This window comes from Rhizobacter fulvus, from assembly GCF_964020785.1.
In genome coordinates this window covers 2,412,523-2,429,887 of record NZ_OZ224516.1, presented here as the reverse complement: position 1 = coordinate 2,429,887, position 17,365 = coordinate 2,412,523, and the positions used below count along the sequence as shown (strand labels likewise).

Here is a 17,365-nt window from a genome sequence, read left to right as displayed (position 1 = left end):
GTCAGGCGATGTCGCTGGCCTGGATCCGCTTCACGCCCTTGGCCGTCATCTGCTTCCAGGCGGCGGCGAGCGAGCCGTTCAGGTCGATCGCGCGGGTCGCGTCCTCGATCACGTAGACGTTGAATCCGGCCTTGCGCGCGTCCATCGCGGTCCAGGCGACGCAGAAGTCGGTCGCGAGACCTGTCACGTACAGCGTCTTGATGCCGCGCGCCTTCAGGTAGCCGGCCAGGCCGGTGGCGGTCTTGTGGTCGGCCTCCTCGATCGCCGAGTAGCTGTCCATCTCCTTGTGGAAGCCCTTGCGGATGATGATCTGCGCGGTCGGCAGCTTCAGGTCCTTGTGCAGGTCGGCGTCGGCCGTGCCCTGCACGCAGTGGTCGGGCCACAGCACCTGCGTGCCGTAGCTCAGCTTGGTGGTCTCGAACGGCTTCTTGCCGGGATAGGTGCTCGCGAACGAGGCGTGGCCCGGCGTGTGCCAGTCCTGCGTGACGACGATGTTCTGGAACGCCGCGGCCAGCTTGTTGATCACCGGCACGACGGCCTCGCCGTCCTTGACCGGCAGGGTGCCGCCGGTGACGAAGCAGTTCTGCACGTCGACGACGATCAGCGCGCTCTTCGCGTCGGGGGTGAACTTGGCGGCGGCGATGGCGCCGGTGGCCGAGAAGCCGGTGGCCGCCAGCGCGCCGGCGCCGGACAAGGCCTTCAACAGGGATCTGCGGGTGGGGTGGTGCATGACGAAACCTCCGGTGGTGTGCTGGATGGTGGTGCAGCTAGACGCTCAGGTAGGCCCGCCGCACGTCTTCGTTGACCGCGAGTTCGGCCATCGAAGCCTGGTAGCGGATCTGGCCCTTCTCGAGCACATAGGCCCGGTCGGACACCAGCTCCGCGAAATGCATGTTCTGTTCGGACAGCAGGATGCTCACGCCCTGCGCCTTCAGCTCGAGGATCATCTGCGCCATCTGCTCGACGATCACCGGCGCGACGCCCTCGCTCGGCTCGTCGAGCAGCACGAGGTACGGGTTGCCCATCAGCGTGCGCGCGACCGTCAGCATCTGCTGCTCGCCGCCGCTCATGCGGCCGCCCGGGCGGTCCGGCATCTCGCCGAGGTTGGGGAAGAGCTTGAACAGCTTCTCCGGCGTCCAGACCGGCGCGGCGCTGCCGTCGGCCCAGGTGCGCGGTGGCTGCTTGCCCACCTCGAGGTTCTCCATCACCGTCAGATCGGCGAACACGCGGCGGTCCTCCGGCACATAGCCGAGGCCGGCGCGGGCCACGTCGTGCGGGTCGGCCTTCGACACGTCGGTGCCGAGGAAGTGGATCGTGCCCTTGCGCTTGGCGAGCAGGCCCATCAGCGTCTTCAGCGTCGTCGACTTGCCGGCGCCGTTGCGCCCCATCAGCGCGACGACCTCGCCGCGGTGCACCTGCAGGTCGACGTCGAACAGGATGTGCGCGGCGCCGTACCAGGCGTTCAGGCCCTTCGCTTCGAGCAGCGGCGCGCTCATGCCGCGACTTTCTTTTCGAAGGTCTTGCCGGTGCCGAAGTACACCTCCTGCACCTTCGGGTGGTCGCGGATCTCGGCCGGTTGGCCTTCGGCGATCAGCCGCCCGCGCGCGAGCACGATCATTCGGTCGGCATGCGCGAACACCACGTCCATGCTGTGCTCGGTGAACAGCACGGCCAGGCCACGCTCGACGACGAGCCGCTTGGTCAACGCCATCAGCTCGTTGCGCTCCTTCGGCGCCATGCCGGCGGTCGGCTCGTCCATCAGCAGCAGCTTGGGATCGTTGGCCATCGCGATCGCCAGTTCCACGCGCTTGACGTCGCCATACGCCAGCTCCCTGCACGGCCGATCGGCCTGCGCCTGCATGCCGACCTGCGCCAGCAGCGCGAGCGCGTCGTTGCGACGGTGCATCGCCGCCCGCCGCCACAGCTGGTAGAGCTTGGCATCGGCCGAGAGCAGCGCCATCTGCACGTTCTCGACAACCGTCAGCGACGCGAAGGTCTCGGCGATCTGGAAGGTGCGCCCGACGCCGCGGTGCCAGATGTCGCGCGGCTTGCGGCCGATCAGCTCGACGCCATCGAGCGTGATCGAGCCGGTGTCGGCGCGCAGCTGCCCGTTGACCATGTTGAACGTGGTCGACTTGCCCGCGCCGTTCGGCCCGATCAGCGCCAGCAATTCGCCGGCCGCGACCTCGAAGCTCACGCCATCGACCGCGCGGTTGCCGCCGAAGCTCTTGCCGAGGTTGATGACCTTGAGCAGGCTCATGCCTTGGCCTCCCGGCGCCGATCGAACAGCCCGCCGACAAAGCCGGCGATGCCCTGCGGGAACACCAACACGAGCAGCAGGATGATGCCGCCGAGCAGGGCCTTCCAGTAATCGGTGTTGCGCGCGACGGCGTCCTGCAGCCACGTGAACGTGACCGCGCCGACGATCGGGCCGGCGAGCGTCTGCAGCCCGCCGAGCAGCACCATCACCAGGCCGTCGACCGAGCGGCCGACCGCCACCGTGTCGGGCGAGATGCTGCCTTTCGAGAACGCGTACAGCGCGCCGGCCAGCCCCGCGAAGACCGCGGCGATCACGAACGCGACCCACTGGATGCGCTTCACGTCGATGCCGATCGCGTCGGCGCGCAGCGGCGAATCGCGGCCCGCGCGCATCGCGTAGCCGAACGGTGCGAACAGCGCGCGGCGGATCAGCAGGATGCCGCCGACCACGAGCGCGAGCGTCAGGTAGTAGTAGGTGCGCTTGTCGGCCAGCCACTCGGCCGGCCAGACGCCGGTCAGCCCGTTGCTGCCGCCGGTGAAGTCGTCCCACTGGAACACGACCGACCAGACGATCTGCGAGAACGCCAGCGTCAGCATCGCGAGGTACACGCCCGACAGCCGCACGCAGAACCAGCCGAACACAAGCGCGCCGACGGCGGCGACCAGCGGCGACAGCAGCAGCGTCAGCTCCATCGGCAGCCCGAGCGAACGCACCAGCAGCGCCGCGCCGTAGGCGCCGAGGCCGAAGTACGCGGCGTGGCCAAAGGAGTGCATGCCGGCCGGGCCCATGATGAAGTGCAGGCTGGTCGCGAAGAGCGCCGCGGTCAGCAGGTCGATCGCGAGCACGGTCAGGTACGGCGAGTTCGCGGTCGCGACCGGCCATGCGAGCAGCGCCAGCAGCAGCACGCCGCCGGCAATCTTCAGCGCGGCGTCCGCCTGGCGCAGCGGCGCTTCGGCCGGTGCCGAATTGCGGCTCACCGCCTGCGGCTTGCCCATCAGCCCCCACGGCCGCACGACCAGCACGACCGCCATCACGAGAAACTCGACGACCAGCGTCAGCTTCGAGAACGAGAATGCGATGCCGAAGATCTCGACCGCGCCGATGCCGATGCAGATCGCCTTGATCTCGGCGATCAGCAGCGCGGCCACATAGGCGCCCGGGATCGAGCCCATCCCGCCGACCACGACGACGACGAACGCATCGCCGATCGTCGCCAGGTCGAGCCCCAGATTGGCGGGCTCGCGCGGCAGTTGCAGCGCGCCGCCCAGGCCGGCGAGCATCGTGCCGAGCGCGAACACCGCGGTGAACAGCCACGCCTGGTTGACGCCGAGCGCGCTGACCATCTCGCGGTCCTGCGTCGCGGCGCGCACCAGCGTGCCCCAGCGCGTCTTGGTCAGCAGCAGCCACAACAGGCCGAGCACCAATGGGCCGACGACGATGAGGAACAGGTCGTAGGTCGGGAACATGCGGCCAAGGATGGGCACCGCGTGCGAGAGCCCCGGCGCGCGCGGGCCGAGCAGGTCTTCGGCGCCCCACATCCACAGCGCGGCGTCCTTGATCACCAGCATCAGCGCGAACGTGGCGAGCAACTGGAACAGCTCGGGTGCGCGGTAGACGCGGCGCAACAGCACGACCTCGACGACCGCGCCGATCACGCCGACGGCGAGCGACGCGAGCAGCAGCGCCGGCCAGAACCACAGGCCACCGCCGAGCTTCTCGGTCAGCATGTAGGCGATGTAGATGCCCAGCATGTAGAACGAGCCGTGCGCGAAGTTGACGATGCGGGTGACGCCGAAGATCAGCGACAGCCCGGCACCGACGAGGAACAGCGAAGAGGCGCCGGCCAGGCCGTTGAGGAGTTGGACGACGAGGCCGGAGAAGTTCATGCGGGCGCGGAAAGATCAGTTCGGCGCGCGCAGTGCCTTGACCTTGTCGTTCGACGGCAGGAACTTCGCGCCGTCGAGGTACTTGTAGTCGACCATCACGCCCTTGCCACCCTCGTTCTTCGTCCGGCCGACGAACGCGCCCATGGTCGATTGGTGGTCCTCGGCGCGGTAGGTGAACTTGCCGAACGGCGAATCCATCTGCAGCCCCTCGAACGCGGCGACGAGCTTGTCGGCCTCGGTGCTCTTGGCCTTCTTCACGCCGGCGGCGATCGACTTGATCATCGTGTAGCCGACCACCGAGCCCAGGCGCGGGTAGTCCTTGTACTTGCCGTGGTACGCGAGGAAGAAGGCCTTGTGCTCGGGCGTCTGGATGCCGTACCACGGGTAGCCGGTGACGATCCAGCCGTTCGGGGTGTCGTCCTTCAGCGGGTCGAGGTACTCGGGCTCGCCGGTCAGCACGCTGACGACTTCCTTGCCCTGGAAGATGCCGCGCGTGGTGCCCTCGCGCACGAACTTGGTCAGGTCGGCGCCGAACAGCACGTTGAAGATCGCGTCGGGCTTCGCGTCGGCGATCGCCTGCGCGACGCTGCCGGCGTCGAGCTTGCCGAGCGGCGGCGCCTGCTCGGCGACGAATTCCACGTCGGGCTGCGCGGCGCGCAAAAGCTCCTTGAACGCCGCGACGGCCGACTGCCCGTACTCGTAGTTCGGGTAGACGATCGCCCAGCGCTTCTTCTTCAGCTTGGCCGCCTCGGGCACCAGCATCGCGGCCTGCATGTAGGTGCCGGGGCGCAGGCGAAAGGTGTACTTGTTGCCGCTGCCCCAGATGATCTTGTCGGTCAGCGGCTCGCCGGCGAGGTAGAAGAACTTCTTCTGCTTCGCGAAGTCGGTCAGCGCCAGGCCGGTGTTCGACAGGAACGCGCCGGCCAGCACGTCGATCTTCTCGCGCGAGACCAGCTCTTCGGCCGCGCGCACCGCGTCGCCGGGGCTGGCGTTGTCGTCCCGCGTGATCAGCTCGAGCTTCTTGCCGTTGACGCCGCCGGCCGCGTTGATCTCCTCGACCGCCAGCTCCATGCCCTTCTTGTACGGTTCGAGGAAGGCCGGCTGCGCCTTGTAGCTGTTGACCTCGCCGATCTTGATCGTCGGCCCGCCTTGCGCGTGCGCGGCCGAGAACATCAGCGAGGCCGCGGCGGCGGTGGCGGCGAGCAGCAGGGGGCGGCGTTGGGTCATCGGTGGCTCCTTGGGAAAACAGGTTCGGTGAATTGTGCTGGCGGGGCGTGCAGGCGCGAATCAGCGCAAACCATCCTCGCCCTTGATCTCGTGGGCCTGCAGGCCGCCGATGCGCGGCAGCGGCCGGCCGCTGTCGGTGACGGCGACGCAGACCACGATCTCGTTGGCGCGCGGCGCATCGGCGACGCGCGCTTCCATCGCGTCGAAATGGCTGCGCACGAAGGCGGCGTCCTTGTGGCCGAGCGGCACGTCGATCGCGGCGCCCAGGCCGCCGCGCTTCTTGGCCGACGGCACCAGCGCGGCGCCTTTCTCGACCGCCTTGCGCAGCGGCGCGCCGAGCTTGGGGTGCAGGATCGCGGCGGCGTGCTCCAGCTCGCCGGCCTCGCCGACGATCGCGGCCTTGCCGTAGCTCTGCGCCGCACCGGGCGCGATGCCGAGCGCCGCGACGCACTTGTCGCCGAGCAGGCCGCCGAGTTCCTCGCCGATCGCGATCAGCGCGTCCAGGTTTTCCTCGTAGCGGCCCGCGAACGGGTTCTCGATCACGGCCATCGCGAGCGCGCGGCGGGTCGGCGGCGTGACCGCCCGGCCCATCTCGATGCGGGTCTCGTCGACCTGGACGATGAGTTTTCTGATCTTTGCAAGCATGGTCGTGGTTCCTTCGGCGCAGGCCGTTCCCTGCGCTCAGCGCAGTCCATCCCATTTGGCGATGTCTTCCGCCTTCAGCCCGCCGACGCGCGAGTGCACCCGCGCTCCGGTGCTCATCACCAGGATGAAGACGATCTCGTCGGGCAACGGTGCGCCCGGCACGCGCACCTCGATCGCGTCGAAGTGGCTGCGCACATAGGCGGCGTTGATGTGGGTCAGCGGCACGTCGAGCGTCGCGCCGGGCGGGCCGACCTTCTTGGTCGACGGCACGATCGCGAGCGCGTTCTGGGTCTGGCCGGCGGGGGCCGCGATGCTTGACGACTTGCCCGCCGCGTAGGCGTTCCGATCGCCCTTCCAGCCCAGCAGCTCGCGCATCGCGTAGCCGCCCGGCACATGCCACAGCGCGCCATGTTCGAGCTCGCCGGCGGCGCCGACGATGGCGCCCTTGCCGTAGCCCTCGATCCGCTCGACCGGCACGTCCATCGCGGCGCGCAGCTGCTGCGCCATGTCGATACCGACCGGCTGCAGCGCGTCCATCATCGGCAGGATGTCCTGCACGTACCGGCCGGCGAACGGGTTCGTCAGCACCGCGCCAATGGCGCCGCGGCGCAACGGCACCGCGGCGACCGGGCCGAACTCGTGGTGGATGTCCTCGACGTGGGTGAAGACGCGGCGGATCTCGATCACCGGGCGCTCCTTGCGGTCGTGAAGTCAGTGGCGTGCATCTCGACTTTCGTTAAGCAAATACTGAACCAACCGCCTTGGCGGCCGACGGCAATTCGCCAGGCGCTGTGGCTTCGACGCCGAGGGCGCGATGTTGGCATACGAGCAGCGCCGAATGAATCAACCCGTCGCGTTGCAGCGCGCGGGCGCGGGCCGCGCCGGCCTGCAGGGCCGCCTGCACCTGCACGGGCGGCAGCGGCGGCACCGCGACGGTGACCGGCAGATCCCGGAGGTCGCTGTCGTCCTTCAGTTCGCACGCCGGGCGGCGTGCGATGCGGCTGTCGTCGACGTTCACGGCGTTGCCGATCACGGTCGCCGCGGCGTCGGCCATCGCGGCGGTGCGTGCCAGCACCGTCACGCTGTCGGCGATGCCGAGCGAGAAGCTGCGCCCGCGCCAGCCGCTGGTCGCGATGCCGCGGACAGCCAGGTCGGCGGTCACGGTGAAATTGCCGTCGAGACGCGGCGCGCCATCGGCCGGGTCGAAGCGCGCGAGGTCGGCGAACAGGCCGACCTTGACCGATGCGCCCGGCGCGAGGTGCAGCGCGATGTCGCCGCCGTTGTTGACCCACGCGCGGTCGATGCCGGGGCGCTCATAGGCCGGGACGATCTCCTGCGCGACCGCGCCCGCGACCGCCGCCATCGGCGTGATGAACTGGGAATGGAATGGCCGGCACGCGAGCCACATGCGGCGCGCGACCACGCCCTGCAGCGGGCAGGGCCCGCGCACCGGCAGGCGCAGCGTGCGCAGCTCGGCGACGAGTTCGGGCAGAACGGTCTGGAACCGCGCCCAGGCGGCCCCGTGCGCGGCCTCGACGGCGCCGGGCTCCCCCTCGGCGCCGATCACGAGATCGATCGGCCCGTGCTGGAAATGCCAGCGGCCGTCGGCCAGGCGAGCGCGTGTCGCGTGCATCGCGCTCATCCCAGCAGCGGCGGCTGCCCGAGCGGCCACGGAGTGGCGGCCGGCAGCGCCTCGAAGCGCCGCGCGGTCGGTGCACCGTCGTCGTGCCAGGCGCCGCGGGCGAGCGCGTCGCCGAGCGAGCGCACGTGCTCCATGTGTCCGCCGAGTGCCTGGTAGTCCGCCAGCGTCATGCTGAACTCGATCGGCGCGACGATCGCCGGCGTCGGCACGGTGCCGAAGCTGTTGTCGGGCATCCGCGCGACATCGACCATCACCGTGATACCGCCGCCCGGCCACACATAGGCCGGCGCGCCACCGCAGGTGACGTTGACGACGGCCTGCTTGATCGAGCGCGTCAGCCGCACCGGGTTGTCGGTGACGCCGGCGCGCAGGCTGCCGCCCGCGCCGCCAAGGAAGAGCACCGTCGTCAGCGAGGGTTCGCAGTTCTCGCCGATGCGGTCGACGACCGCCTGGACGGCCGCCGGCATCGCCGCTTGCTGCGGCACCAGCGCGTCGTCGAGCACGTACCACGCGGCGTGCTCGCCGGTCGTCGAGACCATCAGCAACTTCAGGCCCGGCCACGCGACCGACCCGTCCCAGCCCTCGACGATCGCCAGCGGATCGACCAGGTCGGTCCCGCCCCAGCCGGTGCCGGGGTTCGCGACCTGGAAGTAGCGCCCCGGCGTCGACTTGCGGCCGCGGATCTGGATGCCCGAGGGCCGCATGTCGAGGCAACGGCCGGCCTGGTGCTGGGTCAGCACGCCGGTGATGTGGTCGTCGACGACGACGACCTCGTCGGCCTGCCCGAAGAACTGCTTCGCGAAGATGCCGACGGTGGCCGAGCCGCAGCCGACCCGCATCCGCTGCTCCTCGACGCCGCCGACGATCGGCGCCTTGCCGGACTGGATCACGACCTGGGCGCCGCCGTCGATCGAGAGTTCGACCGCCTGCTTGTTGCCGAGCGCCAGCATCATCTCGCAGGTGACGCGGCCCTCCTTCTTGCTGCCGCCGGTCAGGTGGTGCACGCCGCCGAGCGAGAGCATCTGCGAGCCGTACTCGGCCGTCGTGACGTGGCCGACCACCTCGCCCCTGCAGCGCACGTTGGCCTGCTCGGGGCCGAGCCAGCGGTCGGTGTCGATCTTCACCTTCAGGCTGCAGTAGCTGAAGATGCCCTCGGTGACGACGGTGATCATGTCGACGCCCGCCACCTGCGAGGCGACGATGAACGGCGCCGGCTTGTAGTCGGGGTAGGTGGTGCCGGAGCCGACGCCGGTGACGAACACCTCGTCCTGCGCGGCGAGCGGGTTGGCGGCGATGGCCGCGTCGCTTTCATCGCTGCGCGCGACGAACGGCACCAGCGCGGCGTCGCCGCTGTCCAGCGTGCGCCGCAGCAGCACCACCGGATCGACCCGGATCAGGGTGCCGTCGGCGTTGGCGTAACGGTCGCAGGCGCCGGTCTTGCCGGGCGAGATCTGGCACAGCACCGGGCAGGCATTGCACTCGATCTTGTCGGTGGCCATGCGCTCGTTGCGCGGGCGCGAGCGCTCGAGCACCTGCAGGGTCTCGGGCAAGCCGTCGGTCTTGGTGTGTTCGTTCATCGCGGTACGATCGTGTTCCAACCCTGAAGCAAGCCCCGGATCGCCGTTTCATGTAGTATTTACTGAACGACGATGTTGCGGATACTACATGCCGGCCCCGGCCGGCGCAACCGAATCACTCCTACCTCTCGCTGGACCCGACCATGAGCGCCTTCAACGAAGAAACCGTGCTGAGCGTGCACCACTGGACCGACAAGCTGTTCACGTTCACGACCACGCGCGACCCCGCGCTGCGCTTCTCGAACGGCCACTTCACGATGATCGGCCTGCGCGTCAACAACAAGCCGCTGCTGCGCGCCTACAGCATCGTCAGCGCCAACTACGAGGACCACCTCGAGTTCCTCAGCATCAAGGTGCCGGACGGCCCGCTGACCAGCAAGCTGCAGCACATCAAGGTGGGCGAGAAGATCATCGTCGGCAAGAAGCCGACCGGCACGCTGGTCATCGACTACCTGACGCCCGGCAAGCACCTGTACCTGCTGTCGACCGGCACCGGCCTGGCGCCGTTCATGAGCATCATCCGCGACCCGGAGACCTACGAGCGCTTCGAGCAGGTGATCCTGGTGCACGGCGTGCGCACCAAGGACGAACTGGCGTACCACGACCTCGTCACCGAGCACCTGCCGGCGCACGAGTTCCTCGGCGACATGGTCAGCAGCAAGCTGCGCTACTACCCGACCGTGACGCGCGAGGCCTACAAGAACATGGGCCGCGTGACCGAGTTGATGGAGAGCGGCAAGATGTTCACCGACCTCGGCCTGCCGCCGCTCGACCCGGTGCACGACCGCGTGATGATCTGCGGCAGCCCCGGCATGCTGCGCGACCTGAAGCACATGCTCGAAGCACGCGGCTTCAAGGAAGGCAACACGTCGACCCCCGGCGCCTTCGTGATCGAGCGGGCTTTCGCCGAGCAATGACCGCGACTCGGCCGCTCGGGGTCCGGGCCCAGGCGGCGGCGGCCACGCGCGAGAACATCCTGCGCGCGGCGACCAAGGTGTTCGCGAAGCACGGCTACGCGGGCGGGCGGATCGAGCAGATCTCCAAGGCCGCGAAGTCGTACGACCGGATGATCTACTACTACTTCGGCAGCAAGGAAGGTCTCTTCATTGCCGTGCTGGAGGAGATGTACCGGCGTTTCAACGAGGCCGAGTCGAAGCTCTCGCTTGCCGACGCGCATCCGGTCGAGGCGCTGCAGACGGTGATCCGCTTCATGTGGCTGCACTACCAGAAGCACCCCGAGTTCATCACGCTGCTCAACACCGAGAACCTGCACCGCGGCAAGCACATCGCCAAGTCGCTGCGGGCGCGCGAGTATTCGTCGCCCGCGGTCAGCGCGCTCGGCGACGTGCTGGCGCGCGGGGTGCAGCAGAACCTGTTCCGTGCCGACGTGGCGGCGCGCGACGTCTACCTGATGATCGCGTCGATGGGCTACTTCTACCTGTCGAACCGGTTCACCCTCTCGGCCTTCCTCGGCGAGCAGCTCGACACGCCCACGGCGCTGGCGCATTGGGAGTCGTTCCTGATCGACTCGGTGCTGCGCACGCTGGCGCCCGCCTGACGGTCATCGGGATCGCAGCCGCGTGCGCGGCGAGTGCGAGTGGGTGTGGTGCGCGTCCGGCACGTGGGGGTGCGCGTGACGCACCGGCGCGTGGCGGTGCGGGTGGCTGTGCGCGCCCTCGGGCATCTGGGCGTGCGGGTGGTCGTGGTGCCCGTCGTCGTGACGGTGCGCGTGCTCGTGAGCCAGCGCCTCGTGCGCATGGGCATGCGCGTGGCGCTCGGCCAGGTGCAGCGCGATGCCGCCGAGCATCAGCAGGGCGGCCAGCAGCGTCGATACGGTGCCGCTGCGATCCCCCAGAGCGATCGCACCGAGCGCGCCGACGAACGGGGCGAGCGCGAACACCGAGCCGGTGCGAGCGGCGCCGAACGCGCGCTGGGCCAGCAGGTACAGGCGCAGGCTGAGACCGTAACCGGCCGCGCCGACCGCAAGCAGCGCGAGCGCCGCCGTCGTGGCCGGCACGGGCTCGCCGAGGCCGACGGCGATCGCCAACGCGGCCGAAGCGCCGAGCGCGCTCTTCAGCATCACGACCGCGCCCGGGTCGCGCGCTGCGACACCGCGCGACAGCGCGTTGTCGACGCCCCAGGCGAGCGTCGCGAGCGCGACCGCGAGCAGGCCGATGGACAGGCCTTCGGCCGCGGCGTCCGGGCGCCAGACGAGCAGCATCCCGCCCGCCGTCAGCAGCGCCAGCGCCACCACGAGGCGCCGGTCGATCGCCTCGCCGTACCAGGCGCGCGCGAGCACCGCCGTGAACACGGCCTCCAGCGTCAGCAGCAACGAGGCCGCGGCGCCGCCGCTTCGCTGCAGCCCCCAGGCCAGGGCGACCGGGCCGATCACCGCGCCGAACAAGGCCATCAGCGCCAGCCGGCCGATGTCCTCGCGCCGCACCCGCGCCTCGCGCGCGGCCGAGCGCCGCGACAGCGCGCCGACCGCTGCGGCCCCTGCGTAGAGCAGCGCCGCGGTCGTGAAACTGCCCAGCCCGGCGCCGAAGCGCTGGACCAGCGGCGTGCTGAGCCCGAACAGCAGCGCCGCCGCCAGCGCGAGCAGGCCGCCGCGCAACGCGGGGAGATCGAAGCGGAAAGGCATGGTCGGGCCACTGTAGCGCCACGGTAGAGTGCGGCCGGATGAACCCCGATGCCGCCGTCGACAAGCATGCCGGGCGAGCCGCCGGACCCTCGGAGGCGCCGCGTGCCGTCCCCTTCCGCGAAGCGTTCGCGTTCTGGCTGCAGCTCGGCTTCATCAGCTTCGGCGGGCCGGCGGGGCAGATCGCGATCATGCACACCGAGCTCGTCGAACGGCGCCGCTGGATCAGCGAAAGGCGCTTCCTGCACGCCCTCAACTTCTGCATGGTGCTCCCCGGACCGGAGGCGCAGCAGCTCGCCACCTACATCGGCTGGCTGCTGCACCGCACGCGCGGCGGCATCGTTGCGGGCGCGCTGTTCGTGCTGCCGTCGCTGTTCATCCTGATCGCGTTGTCGTGGATCTACCTCGCGTTCGGCCACGTGCCGGTGGTGGCGGGCGTCTTCTTCGGGCTGAAGCCGGCGGTCGCGGCGCTGGTGGTGCACGCCGCGCACCGCATCGGCTCGCGGGCGCTGAAGAACCCCTGGCTGTGGGCGATCGCCGCAGCGGCGTTCGTCGCGATCTTCGCGTTCGACGTGCCGTTCCCGTTCATCGTGCTGGCCGCAGGGCTGATCGGCCACTTCGGCGGCCGTCACGCCCCGGCATTCTTCGCGCTCGGGGGCGGGCACGGTGCGGCGCAGGCCTCCTGCGGCCGCGCGCTGATCGACGACGACACGCCGACCCCGCCGCACGCGCTGTTCACGCGTGCCCGGCTCGCGCGGGTGCTGGCGATCGGCTTCGGATTGTGGGTCGCGGCGATGGCGGTGCTGCTCGCCAGCGTCGGCGCCGACGGCACGCTGACGCAGATGGGCTGGTTCTTCACCAAGGCCGCGCTGCTGACCTTCGGTGGCGCGTACGCGGTGCTGCCCTACGTCTACCAGGGCGCGGTCGAGCACCAGCACTGGCTGACCGGCGCGCAGATGATCGACGGCCTCGCGCTCGGCGAGACGACGCCCGGTCCGCTGATCATGGTGGTCGCGTTCGTGGGCTTCGTCGGCGGCTGGGCGAAGCAGGTGCTCGGGCCCGACGCGCTGTTCCTTGGCGCGGCGCTGGCGGCGAGCGTGGTGACTTTCTTCACCTTCCTGCCGTCGTTCGTATTCATTTTGGCCGGCGGGCCGATCGTGGAGTCGACCCACGGGCAGCTGAAGTTCACCGCGCCGCTGACCGCGATCACGGCCGCGGTCGTCGGCGTGATCCTGAACCTGGCGCTGTTCTTCGCGTACCACGTGCTGTGGCCGCAGGGCCTGGGCGGGTCGGTCAGCATGGCGTCGGCGGTGATCATGGGCGGCGCGGCGCTGGCGCTGTTCCGCTTCAAGGTCGGCGTGCTGCCGCTGCTCGCGGGCTGCGCCGTCGCGGGCCTGATCGTGACGATGGTCGCCCCGTAAACTGGCGCCTCACCGACCGAGGACCGCCATGACATCCATCCGCCTGATCGCCGCCACACTGACCCTGACCCTCGTCGCAGGTGTCGCCCACGCCCAGACCCAGGCGCCGGGCCTCTGGGAGCACACCTTCAGGATGAAGTCGCCCGGCGGCGAGATGGAGAAGGCGCAAGCCCAGATGCAGGCGCAGCTCGATGCGATGCCGCCCGAGCAGCGCAAGCAGATGGACGCGATGATGAAGAGCCGCGGCGTCACGATGGGCGCACAGGGGACGACCGCGAAGTTCTGCCTCACGAAAGAGCAGGCGGCCAAGCCGCCCGAGGCGCGCATGACCGGCGACTGCAAGCCGGCCGACATCAAGCGCAGCGGCAACACGATGAGCTACAAGTTCGCCTGCACGACGCCGCAGCAGGTCAACGGCGAAGGCCAGCTGACCTACGTGAGCGACAAGGCCTACACCGGCACCGCGAACGTCACGACGCAGGCCCAGGGCCAGGCCCGGCAGATGACGATGGAGATGACGGGCAAGTGGCTCGGCGCCGACTGCGGCGACGTCAAGCCGCTCGGCGCGCCGCCGTCGAAGTGACGGCGCCTCGGCCGGGCCGCTGGGCGGTCGCACTGGCCGGCGCGGTGTCGCTCGCCGTCGCGATGGGCATCGGCCGCTTCGCGTTCACGCCGCTGCTGCCGATGATGCTGCACGACGGCGTCGTCGACCTGCCCACCGCCAGCTGGCTCGCCAGCGCGAACTACCTCGGCTACCTGGCGGGCGCGCTGCTGTGCACCTTCCAGCCGTGGATCTGGAAGCGCGCGCCGCGCCTGCCGCCGGTCAACGGGCCGTGGCTGCTGCGCGCCGGGCTGGTCGCCACCGCGCTGCTGACGCTGGGGATGGCGCTGCCGGTGGCGACGGCGTGGCCGCTGCTGCGCTTCGCGGCGGGCGTGGCGAGCGCCGTCGTGTTCGTCTACACCTCGGGCTGGTGCCTGGCACAGCTCGCGCGGCGCGGCGCGAGCGCGATGGGCGGCGTGATGTACACCGGCCCGGGCGCGGGCATCGTCGTCAGCGGCGTGTTCGCCAGCGGCATGGTGCAGTGGGGCTGGCATGCGGCGACCGGCTGGGCGATCTTCGGCGTGCTGGCCGCCGGCCTGATCGCCCTCGTGTGGCGCACGTTCCGTGGGGGCGCCGGGGCGCCGGCGCCCGCGGCAGGCGCGATGGCCGCCGGCGTGCCGCCGGACGCGGGCCATGGCCGCGGCGAGATCGCGGCGCTGACCGCGGCCTATGGCATCGCCGGCTTCGGCTACATCGTCACCGCCACGTTCCTGCCGGTGATCGCGCGCGCCGCGCTGCCCGGTTCGCCGTGGCTCGACATGTTCTGGCCGATCTTCGGCGCCGGCGTGATGATCGGCGCGCTGCTGGCGACGCGGCTGCGCACCGACGGCGACCTGCGGCTGCTGCTCGCCGGCAGCTACGCGATCCAGGCGGCGGGCATCGGCATCAGTGTCTGGAGCCCGAGCCTGTCCGGGTTCGCGATCGGCAGCCTGATGCTCGGGGTGCCGTTCACCGCGATCACCTTCTTCGCGATGCAGGAGGTGCGGCGCCTGCGCCCGGCCCTGGCGTCGAGCTACATGGGGCTGCTGACCGCCACCTACGGCATCGGCCAGATCGTCGGCCCGCCGCTGGTCGCGTGGCTGCTGCACCGCAGCGCCAGCGCGGGGGCGGGCTTCACGCTGTCACTCGAAATCGCGGCCGGGGCGCTGGTGGTCGGCGCGGGCCTGTACCTGTGGATGGTGCGGGCATATCCGGTGCAGCGCGCCTGAGCTAGCCGCCCGCGCGCTTGACGACGTGGCCCTCGGCCTTCAGGCGTTCGATCACGCGCTCGACGTGATCGCCCTGGATCTCGATCACGCCGTCCTTGAGCGTGCCGCCGGAGCCGCAGGCGGCCTTGAGTTGCTTGCCCATCACGGTCAGCGCCGCCGCATCGAGCGCGAGACCTTTCACCAGCGTCACGCCCTTGCCGGCGCGGCCCTTGGTCTCGCGCGAGACGCGCACGATGCCGTCGCCCGCGGGCACCGCCTTCCGACCGCAGACGCACGCCGCGATCGGCTGGCGGCACGCCGGGCACATGCGCCCGGCGTCGGTCGAGTAGACGAGCCCGCCGCTCGCCGAGCGTCCCTTCATCGCGGGACGATCTTTGCGCCGGTGAGCTGCTCCTGCGCTTCGACCAGTGCCGGCACGTACTTGCCGCCGTGGCCCAGCGCGCTGGCGATCGAGAGCGACTGGTGCACCGCCTCGCCGATCACGCTCGGCACGTTCAGCGACTCGGCCAGATGGGTGTAGTAGCGCAGGTCCTTGCGGGCGTTGTCGAGCTCGAACTTCAGGCCGGTCATGTCGCCGTCCAGCGTCTTGGCCATCGCCTGGAACAGGCCCGAGTTGACCGCCCCGGCCGAGACCAGCTCGACCAGCTTCTTCAGGTCGACACCCGCGCGCTGGCCGGTCGCGAAAGCCTCCGCGGTCGCGGTGCAGATCGCCTGCGCGATGAAGTTGTTCAGCAGCTTGATCGTGTGGCCGGCGCCCGGGCCGCCGACGTGGATCACGTTCTCGGCGAAGGTCGCGAGCACCGGCTGCAGCTGCGCGAAGTGCTCGGCGCTGGCGCCCACCATCACGTTCAACTTGCCGAGCTCGGCCTCGACCGGCGTGCGCGCGAGCGGCGCGTCGACGAACGCGACTCCGGCGGCCGCGCACTGCTCGCGCAGCGTCGTCGTCGAGCCGGGCTCGCTGGTCGAGCAGTCGACGATCACGAGCCCCGGCTTCGCCGCGCCGAGCAGCCCGTTCGCACCCGTCACCGCCGCCTCGACCTGCGGCGAGCCGGTGACGCAGATGAAGACGATCTCGCACGCCTGCGCGAGCGCGGCCGGCGAGGCCGCCTCGGTCGCGCCCGCGGCGAGCAGGTCCGCCACGCGCTCGCGGTTGCGGTGCACGGTCAGCGCCAGCGGATGGCCCTTGGCGCGCAGGTTCTTGGCCATCCCGTGGCCCATCAGGCCCGAGGCGCCGATGAATCCGATCTTCTGCATGTTGTCGTTCACTCCAGCTTGATGTTGGCGGACTTGATCACCGCGGCCCATTTGGCGACCTCGGCCTTCTGGAACGCGGCGATCTGCTCGAGCGTCATGTCGGCGCCCTGCATGCCGAGCTTGGCGATGCGCTCCTGCATCTCCGGCTCCTTCAGGATCTTCGCGATGTCGACGTGCAGCTTGTCGACGATGGCTTTTGGCGTGCCGGCCGGCGCGAAGATCGCCTGCCACGAGATCACCTCGTAGTCGGCCAGGCCGGGCACGCCGCTCTCGGCGACGGTCGGCACGTTCGGCATCGTCGGCAGGCGCTTGGCCGAGGTCACGGCCAGCGCGCGCAGCTTGCCGCTCTCGATGTGCGGGCCGGCGACGACGGTGGTGTCGAACATCATGTCGACCTGACCCGCGATCACGTCCTGGATCGCCGGGCCGCTGCCCTTGTACGGGATGTGCGTGATGTCGATGCCGGCCTTGGACTTGAGCAGTTCCAGCGCCAGGTGCTGCGAGGTGCCACTGCCGGCCGACGCGGAACTCAGCGGCTTCTTGGCCTTGGCCGCGGCGACCACGTCGGCCAGCGTCTTGTACGGGCTGGCCTGGTTGACGACGAGCACGACCGGGTTGGTGCCGATCAGCGTGATCGGCGCGAACGACTTGATCGGGTCGTAGCCGAGCTTCGGATACAGGCTGACATTGATCGCGTGCGAGCTGATCGTGCCGCCGAGCAGCGTGTAGCCGTCCGGCGCGGCGCGGGCCGCCATCTCGGAGCCGACGCTGCCGCCGGCACCGCCCTTGTTGTCGACGACGATCGTGGTGCCCAGCATCGGCCCGAGCTTCTGGCCGATCAGGCGGCCGAGCACGTCGGTCGTGCCACCGGCCGGGAACGGCACGATGTAGGTGATCGGCTTGCCGGGCCATTTGTCCTGCGCGGAGGCGCGGCCTCCAAGGGCCGCGAGCGTGGCGGTCAGGGTGAAGTGGCGGCGGGAAATCTGCATGCGCTTGTCTCCGTGGT

18 protein-coding genes are annotated in these 17,365 nt (G+C 70.2%); 5 read left to right on the top strand and 13 right to left on the bottom strand.

The genetic code is table 11. The features are described from left to right. Position 1: 1 nt before the first annotated feature. The 9 genes from pncA to ACWH49_RS11560 are packed head-to-tail and all read right to left on the bottom strand — an operon-like array spanning position 2 to position 9,237. Positions 2 to 730, bottom strand: a complete 729-nt coding sequence (pncA, locus tag ACWH49_RS11600; protein WP_448171606.1) for a bifunctional nicotinamidase/pyrazinamidase — start codon at positions 728 to 730, stop codon at positions 2 to 4. Between the two features lie 37 nt (positions 731 to 767). Further along, the gene (locus ACWH49_RS11595) at positions 768 to 1,496 is read right to left on the bottom strand and encodes an ABC transporter ATP-binding protein (protein ID WP_448171605.1); all 729 of its coding nucleotides are present in this window, start codon (positions 1,494 to 1,496) and stop codon (positions 768 to 770) included. After that, complete coding sequence (locus ACWH49_RS11590; RefSeq protein WP_448171604.1) at positions 1,493 to 2,260, bottom strand: ABC transporter ATP-binding protein; 768 nt, start codon at positions 2,258 to 2,260, stop codon at positions 1,493 to 1,495. The genes ACWH49_RS11595 and ACWH49_RS11590 overlap by 4 nt, the downstream gene beginning before the upstream one ends. Further along, positions 2,257 to 4,146 (bottom strand): ABC transporter permease, encoded by a 1,890-nt coding sequence (locus ACWH49_RS11585; RefSeq protein WP_448171603.1) that lies wholly within the window; start codon positions 4,144 to 4,146, stop codon positions 2,257 to 2,259. The genes ACWH49_RS11590 and ACWH49_RS11585 overlap by 4 nt, the downstream gene beginning before the upstream one ends. A gap of 15 nt (positions 4,147 to 4,161) precedes the next feature. Continuing rightward, a complete protein-coding gene (locus tag ACWH49_RS11580) occupies positions 4,162 to 5,373 on the bottom strand; it encodes an ABC transporter substrate-binding protein (RefSeq protein ID WP_448171602.1) in 1,212 nt (403 codons plus the stop codon). Positions 5,374 to 5,433: 60 nt separating this feature from the next. Then, positions 5,434 to 6,018, bottom strand: coding sequence for an amino acid synthesis family protein (locus ACWH49_RS11575; protein WP_448171601.1), 585 nt, complete (start codon positions 6,016 to 6,018; stop codon positions 5,434 to 5,436). A gap of 36 nt (positions 6,019 to 6,054) precedes the next feature. Further along, positions 6,055 to 6,705 carry an amino acid synthesis family protein gene (locus ACWH49_RS11570; RefSeq protein WP_448171600.1) on the bottom strand — a complete coding sequence of 217 codons (651 nt, stop codon included), beginning with the start codon at positions 6,703 to 6,705 and terminating at the stop codon, positions 6,055 to 6,057. A 49-nt stretch (positions 6,706 to 6,754) separates the two neighbouring features. After that, positions 6,755 to 7,651 (bottom strand): UPF0280 family protein, encoded by an 897-nt coding sequence (locus ACWH49_RS11565; protein ID WP_448171599.1) that lies wholly within the window; start codon positions 7,649 to 7,651, stop codon positions 6,755 to 6,757. A gap of 5 nt (positions 7,652 to 7,656) precedes the next feature. Beyond that, on the bottom strand, positions 7,657 to 9,237 hold the full coding sequence (locus ACWH49_RS11560) for a 6-hydroxynicotinate reductase (protein WP_448171598.1): 1,581 nt from the start codon (positions 9,235 to 9,237) through the stop codon (positions 7,657 to 7,659). 143 nt (positions 9,238 to 9,380) lie between these two features. On the opposite strand from ACWH49_RS11560, the gene ACWH49_RS11555 reads away from it, so the two are divergent. Together ACWH49_RS11555 and ACWH49_RS11550 are read left to right on the top strand one after the other, a co-directional pair. Then, positions 9,381 to 10,154 (top strand): ferredoxin--NADP reductase, encoded by a 774-nt coding sequence (locus tag ACWH49_RS11555; RefSeq protein ID WP_448171597.1) that lies wholly within the window; start codon positions 9,381 to 9,383, stop codon positions 10,152 to 10,154. Next, on the top strand, positions 10,151 to 10,795 hold the full coding sequence (locus ACWH49_RS11550; RefSeq protein WP_448171596.1) for a TetR family transcriptional regulator: 645 nt from the start codon (positions 10,151 to 10,153) through the stop codon (positions 10,793 to 10,795). The genes ACWH49_RS11555 and ACWH49_RS11550 overlap by 4 nt, the downstream gene beginning before the upstream one ends. Before the next feature lie 3 nt (positions 10,796 to 10,798). Here ACWH49_RS11550 and ACWH49_RS11545 read toward each other — a convergent pair whose 3' ends face one another. After that, positions 10,799 to 11,878 (bottom strand): DMT family transporter, encoded by a 1,080-nt coding sequence (locus ACWH49_RS11545; RefSeq protein WP_448171595.1) that lies wholly within the window; start codon positions 11,876 to 11,878, stop codon positions 10,799 to 10,801. Positions 11,879 to 11,916: 38 nt separating this feature from the next. Here ACWH49_RS11545 and chrA point away from each other — a divergent pair, with 38 nt between their 5' ends. Genes chrA through ACWH49_RS11530 form a run of 3 tightly spaced genes read left to right on the top strand, consistent with a single transcriptional unit; the run spans position 11,917 to position 15,105 of the window. Then, a complete protein-coding gene (chrA, locus tag ACWH49_RS11540; protein WP_448171594.1) occupies positions 11,917 to 13,296 on the top strand; it encodes a chromate efflux transporter in 1,380 nt (459 codons plus the stop codon). A 28-nt stretch (positions 13,297 to 13,324) separates the two neighbouring features. After that, positions 13,325 to 13,879, top strand: coding sequence for a DUF3617 domain-containing protein (locus ACWH49_RS11535; protein WP_448171593.1), 555 nt, complete (start codon positions 13,325 to 13,327; stop codon positions 13,877 to 13,879). Further along, positions 13,876 to 15,105, top strand: coding sequence for a YbfB/YjiJ family MFS transporter (locus ACWH49_RS11530; protein ID WP_448171592.1), 1,230 nt, complete (start codon positions 13,876 to 13,878; stop codon positions 15,103 to 15,105). Before ACWH49_RS11535 ends, ACWH49_RS11530 begins: the two co-directional genes overlap by 4 nt. Position 15,106: 1 nt before the next feature. Here ACWH49_RS11530 and ACWH49_RS11525 read toward each other — a convergent pair whose 3' ends face one another. Genes ACWH49_RS11525 through ACWH49_RS11515 form a run of 3 tightly spaced genes read right to left on the bottom strand, consistent with a single transcriptional unit; the run spans position 15,107 to position 17,348 of the window. Next, positions 15,107 to 15,466, bottom strand: coding sequence for a translation initiation factor Sui1 (locus tag ACWH49_RS11525; RefSeq protein ID WP_448171591.1), 360 nt, complete (start codon positions 15,464 to 15,466; stop codon positions 15,107 to 15,109). Then, a complete protein-coding gene (locus tag ACWH49_RS11520; RefSeq protein WP_448171590.1) occupies positions 15,463 to 16,359 on the bottom strand; it encodes an NAD(P)-dependent oxidoreductase in 897 nt (298 codons plus the stop codon). Before ACWH49_RS11520 ends, ACWH49_RS11525 begins: the two co-directional genes overlap by 4 nt. A gap of 8 nt (positions 16,360 to 16,367) precedes the next feature. Next, positions 16,368 to 17,348 carry a Bug family tripartite tricarboxylate transporter substrate binding protein gene (locus ACWH49_RS11515; RefSeq protein WP_448171589.1) on the bottom strand — a complete coding sequence of 327 codons (981 nt, stop codon included), beginning with the start codon at positions 17,346 to 17,348 and terminating at the stop codon, positions 16,368 to 16,370. Positions 17,349 to 17,365 lie beyond the last annotated feature (17 nt).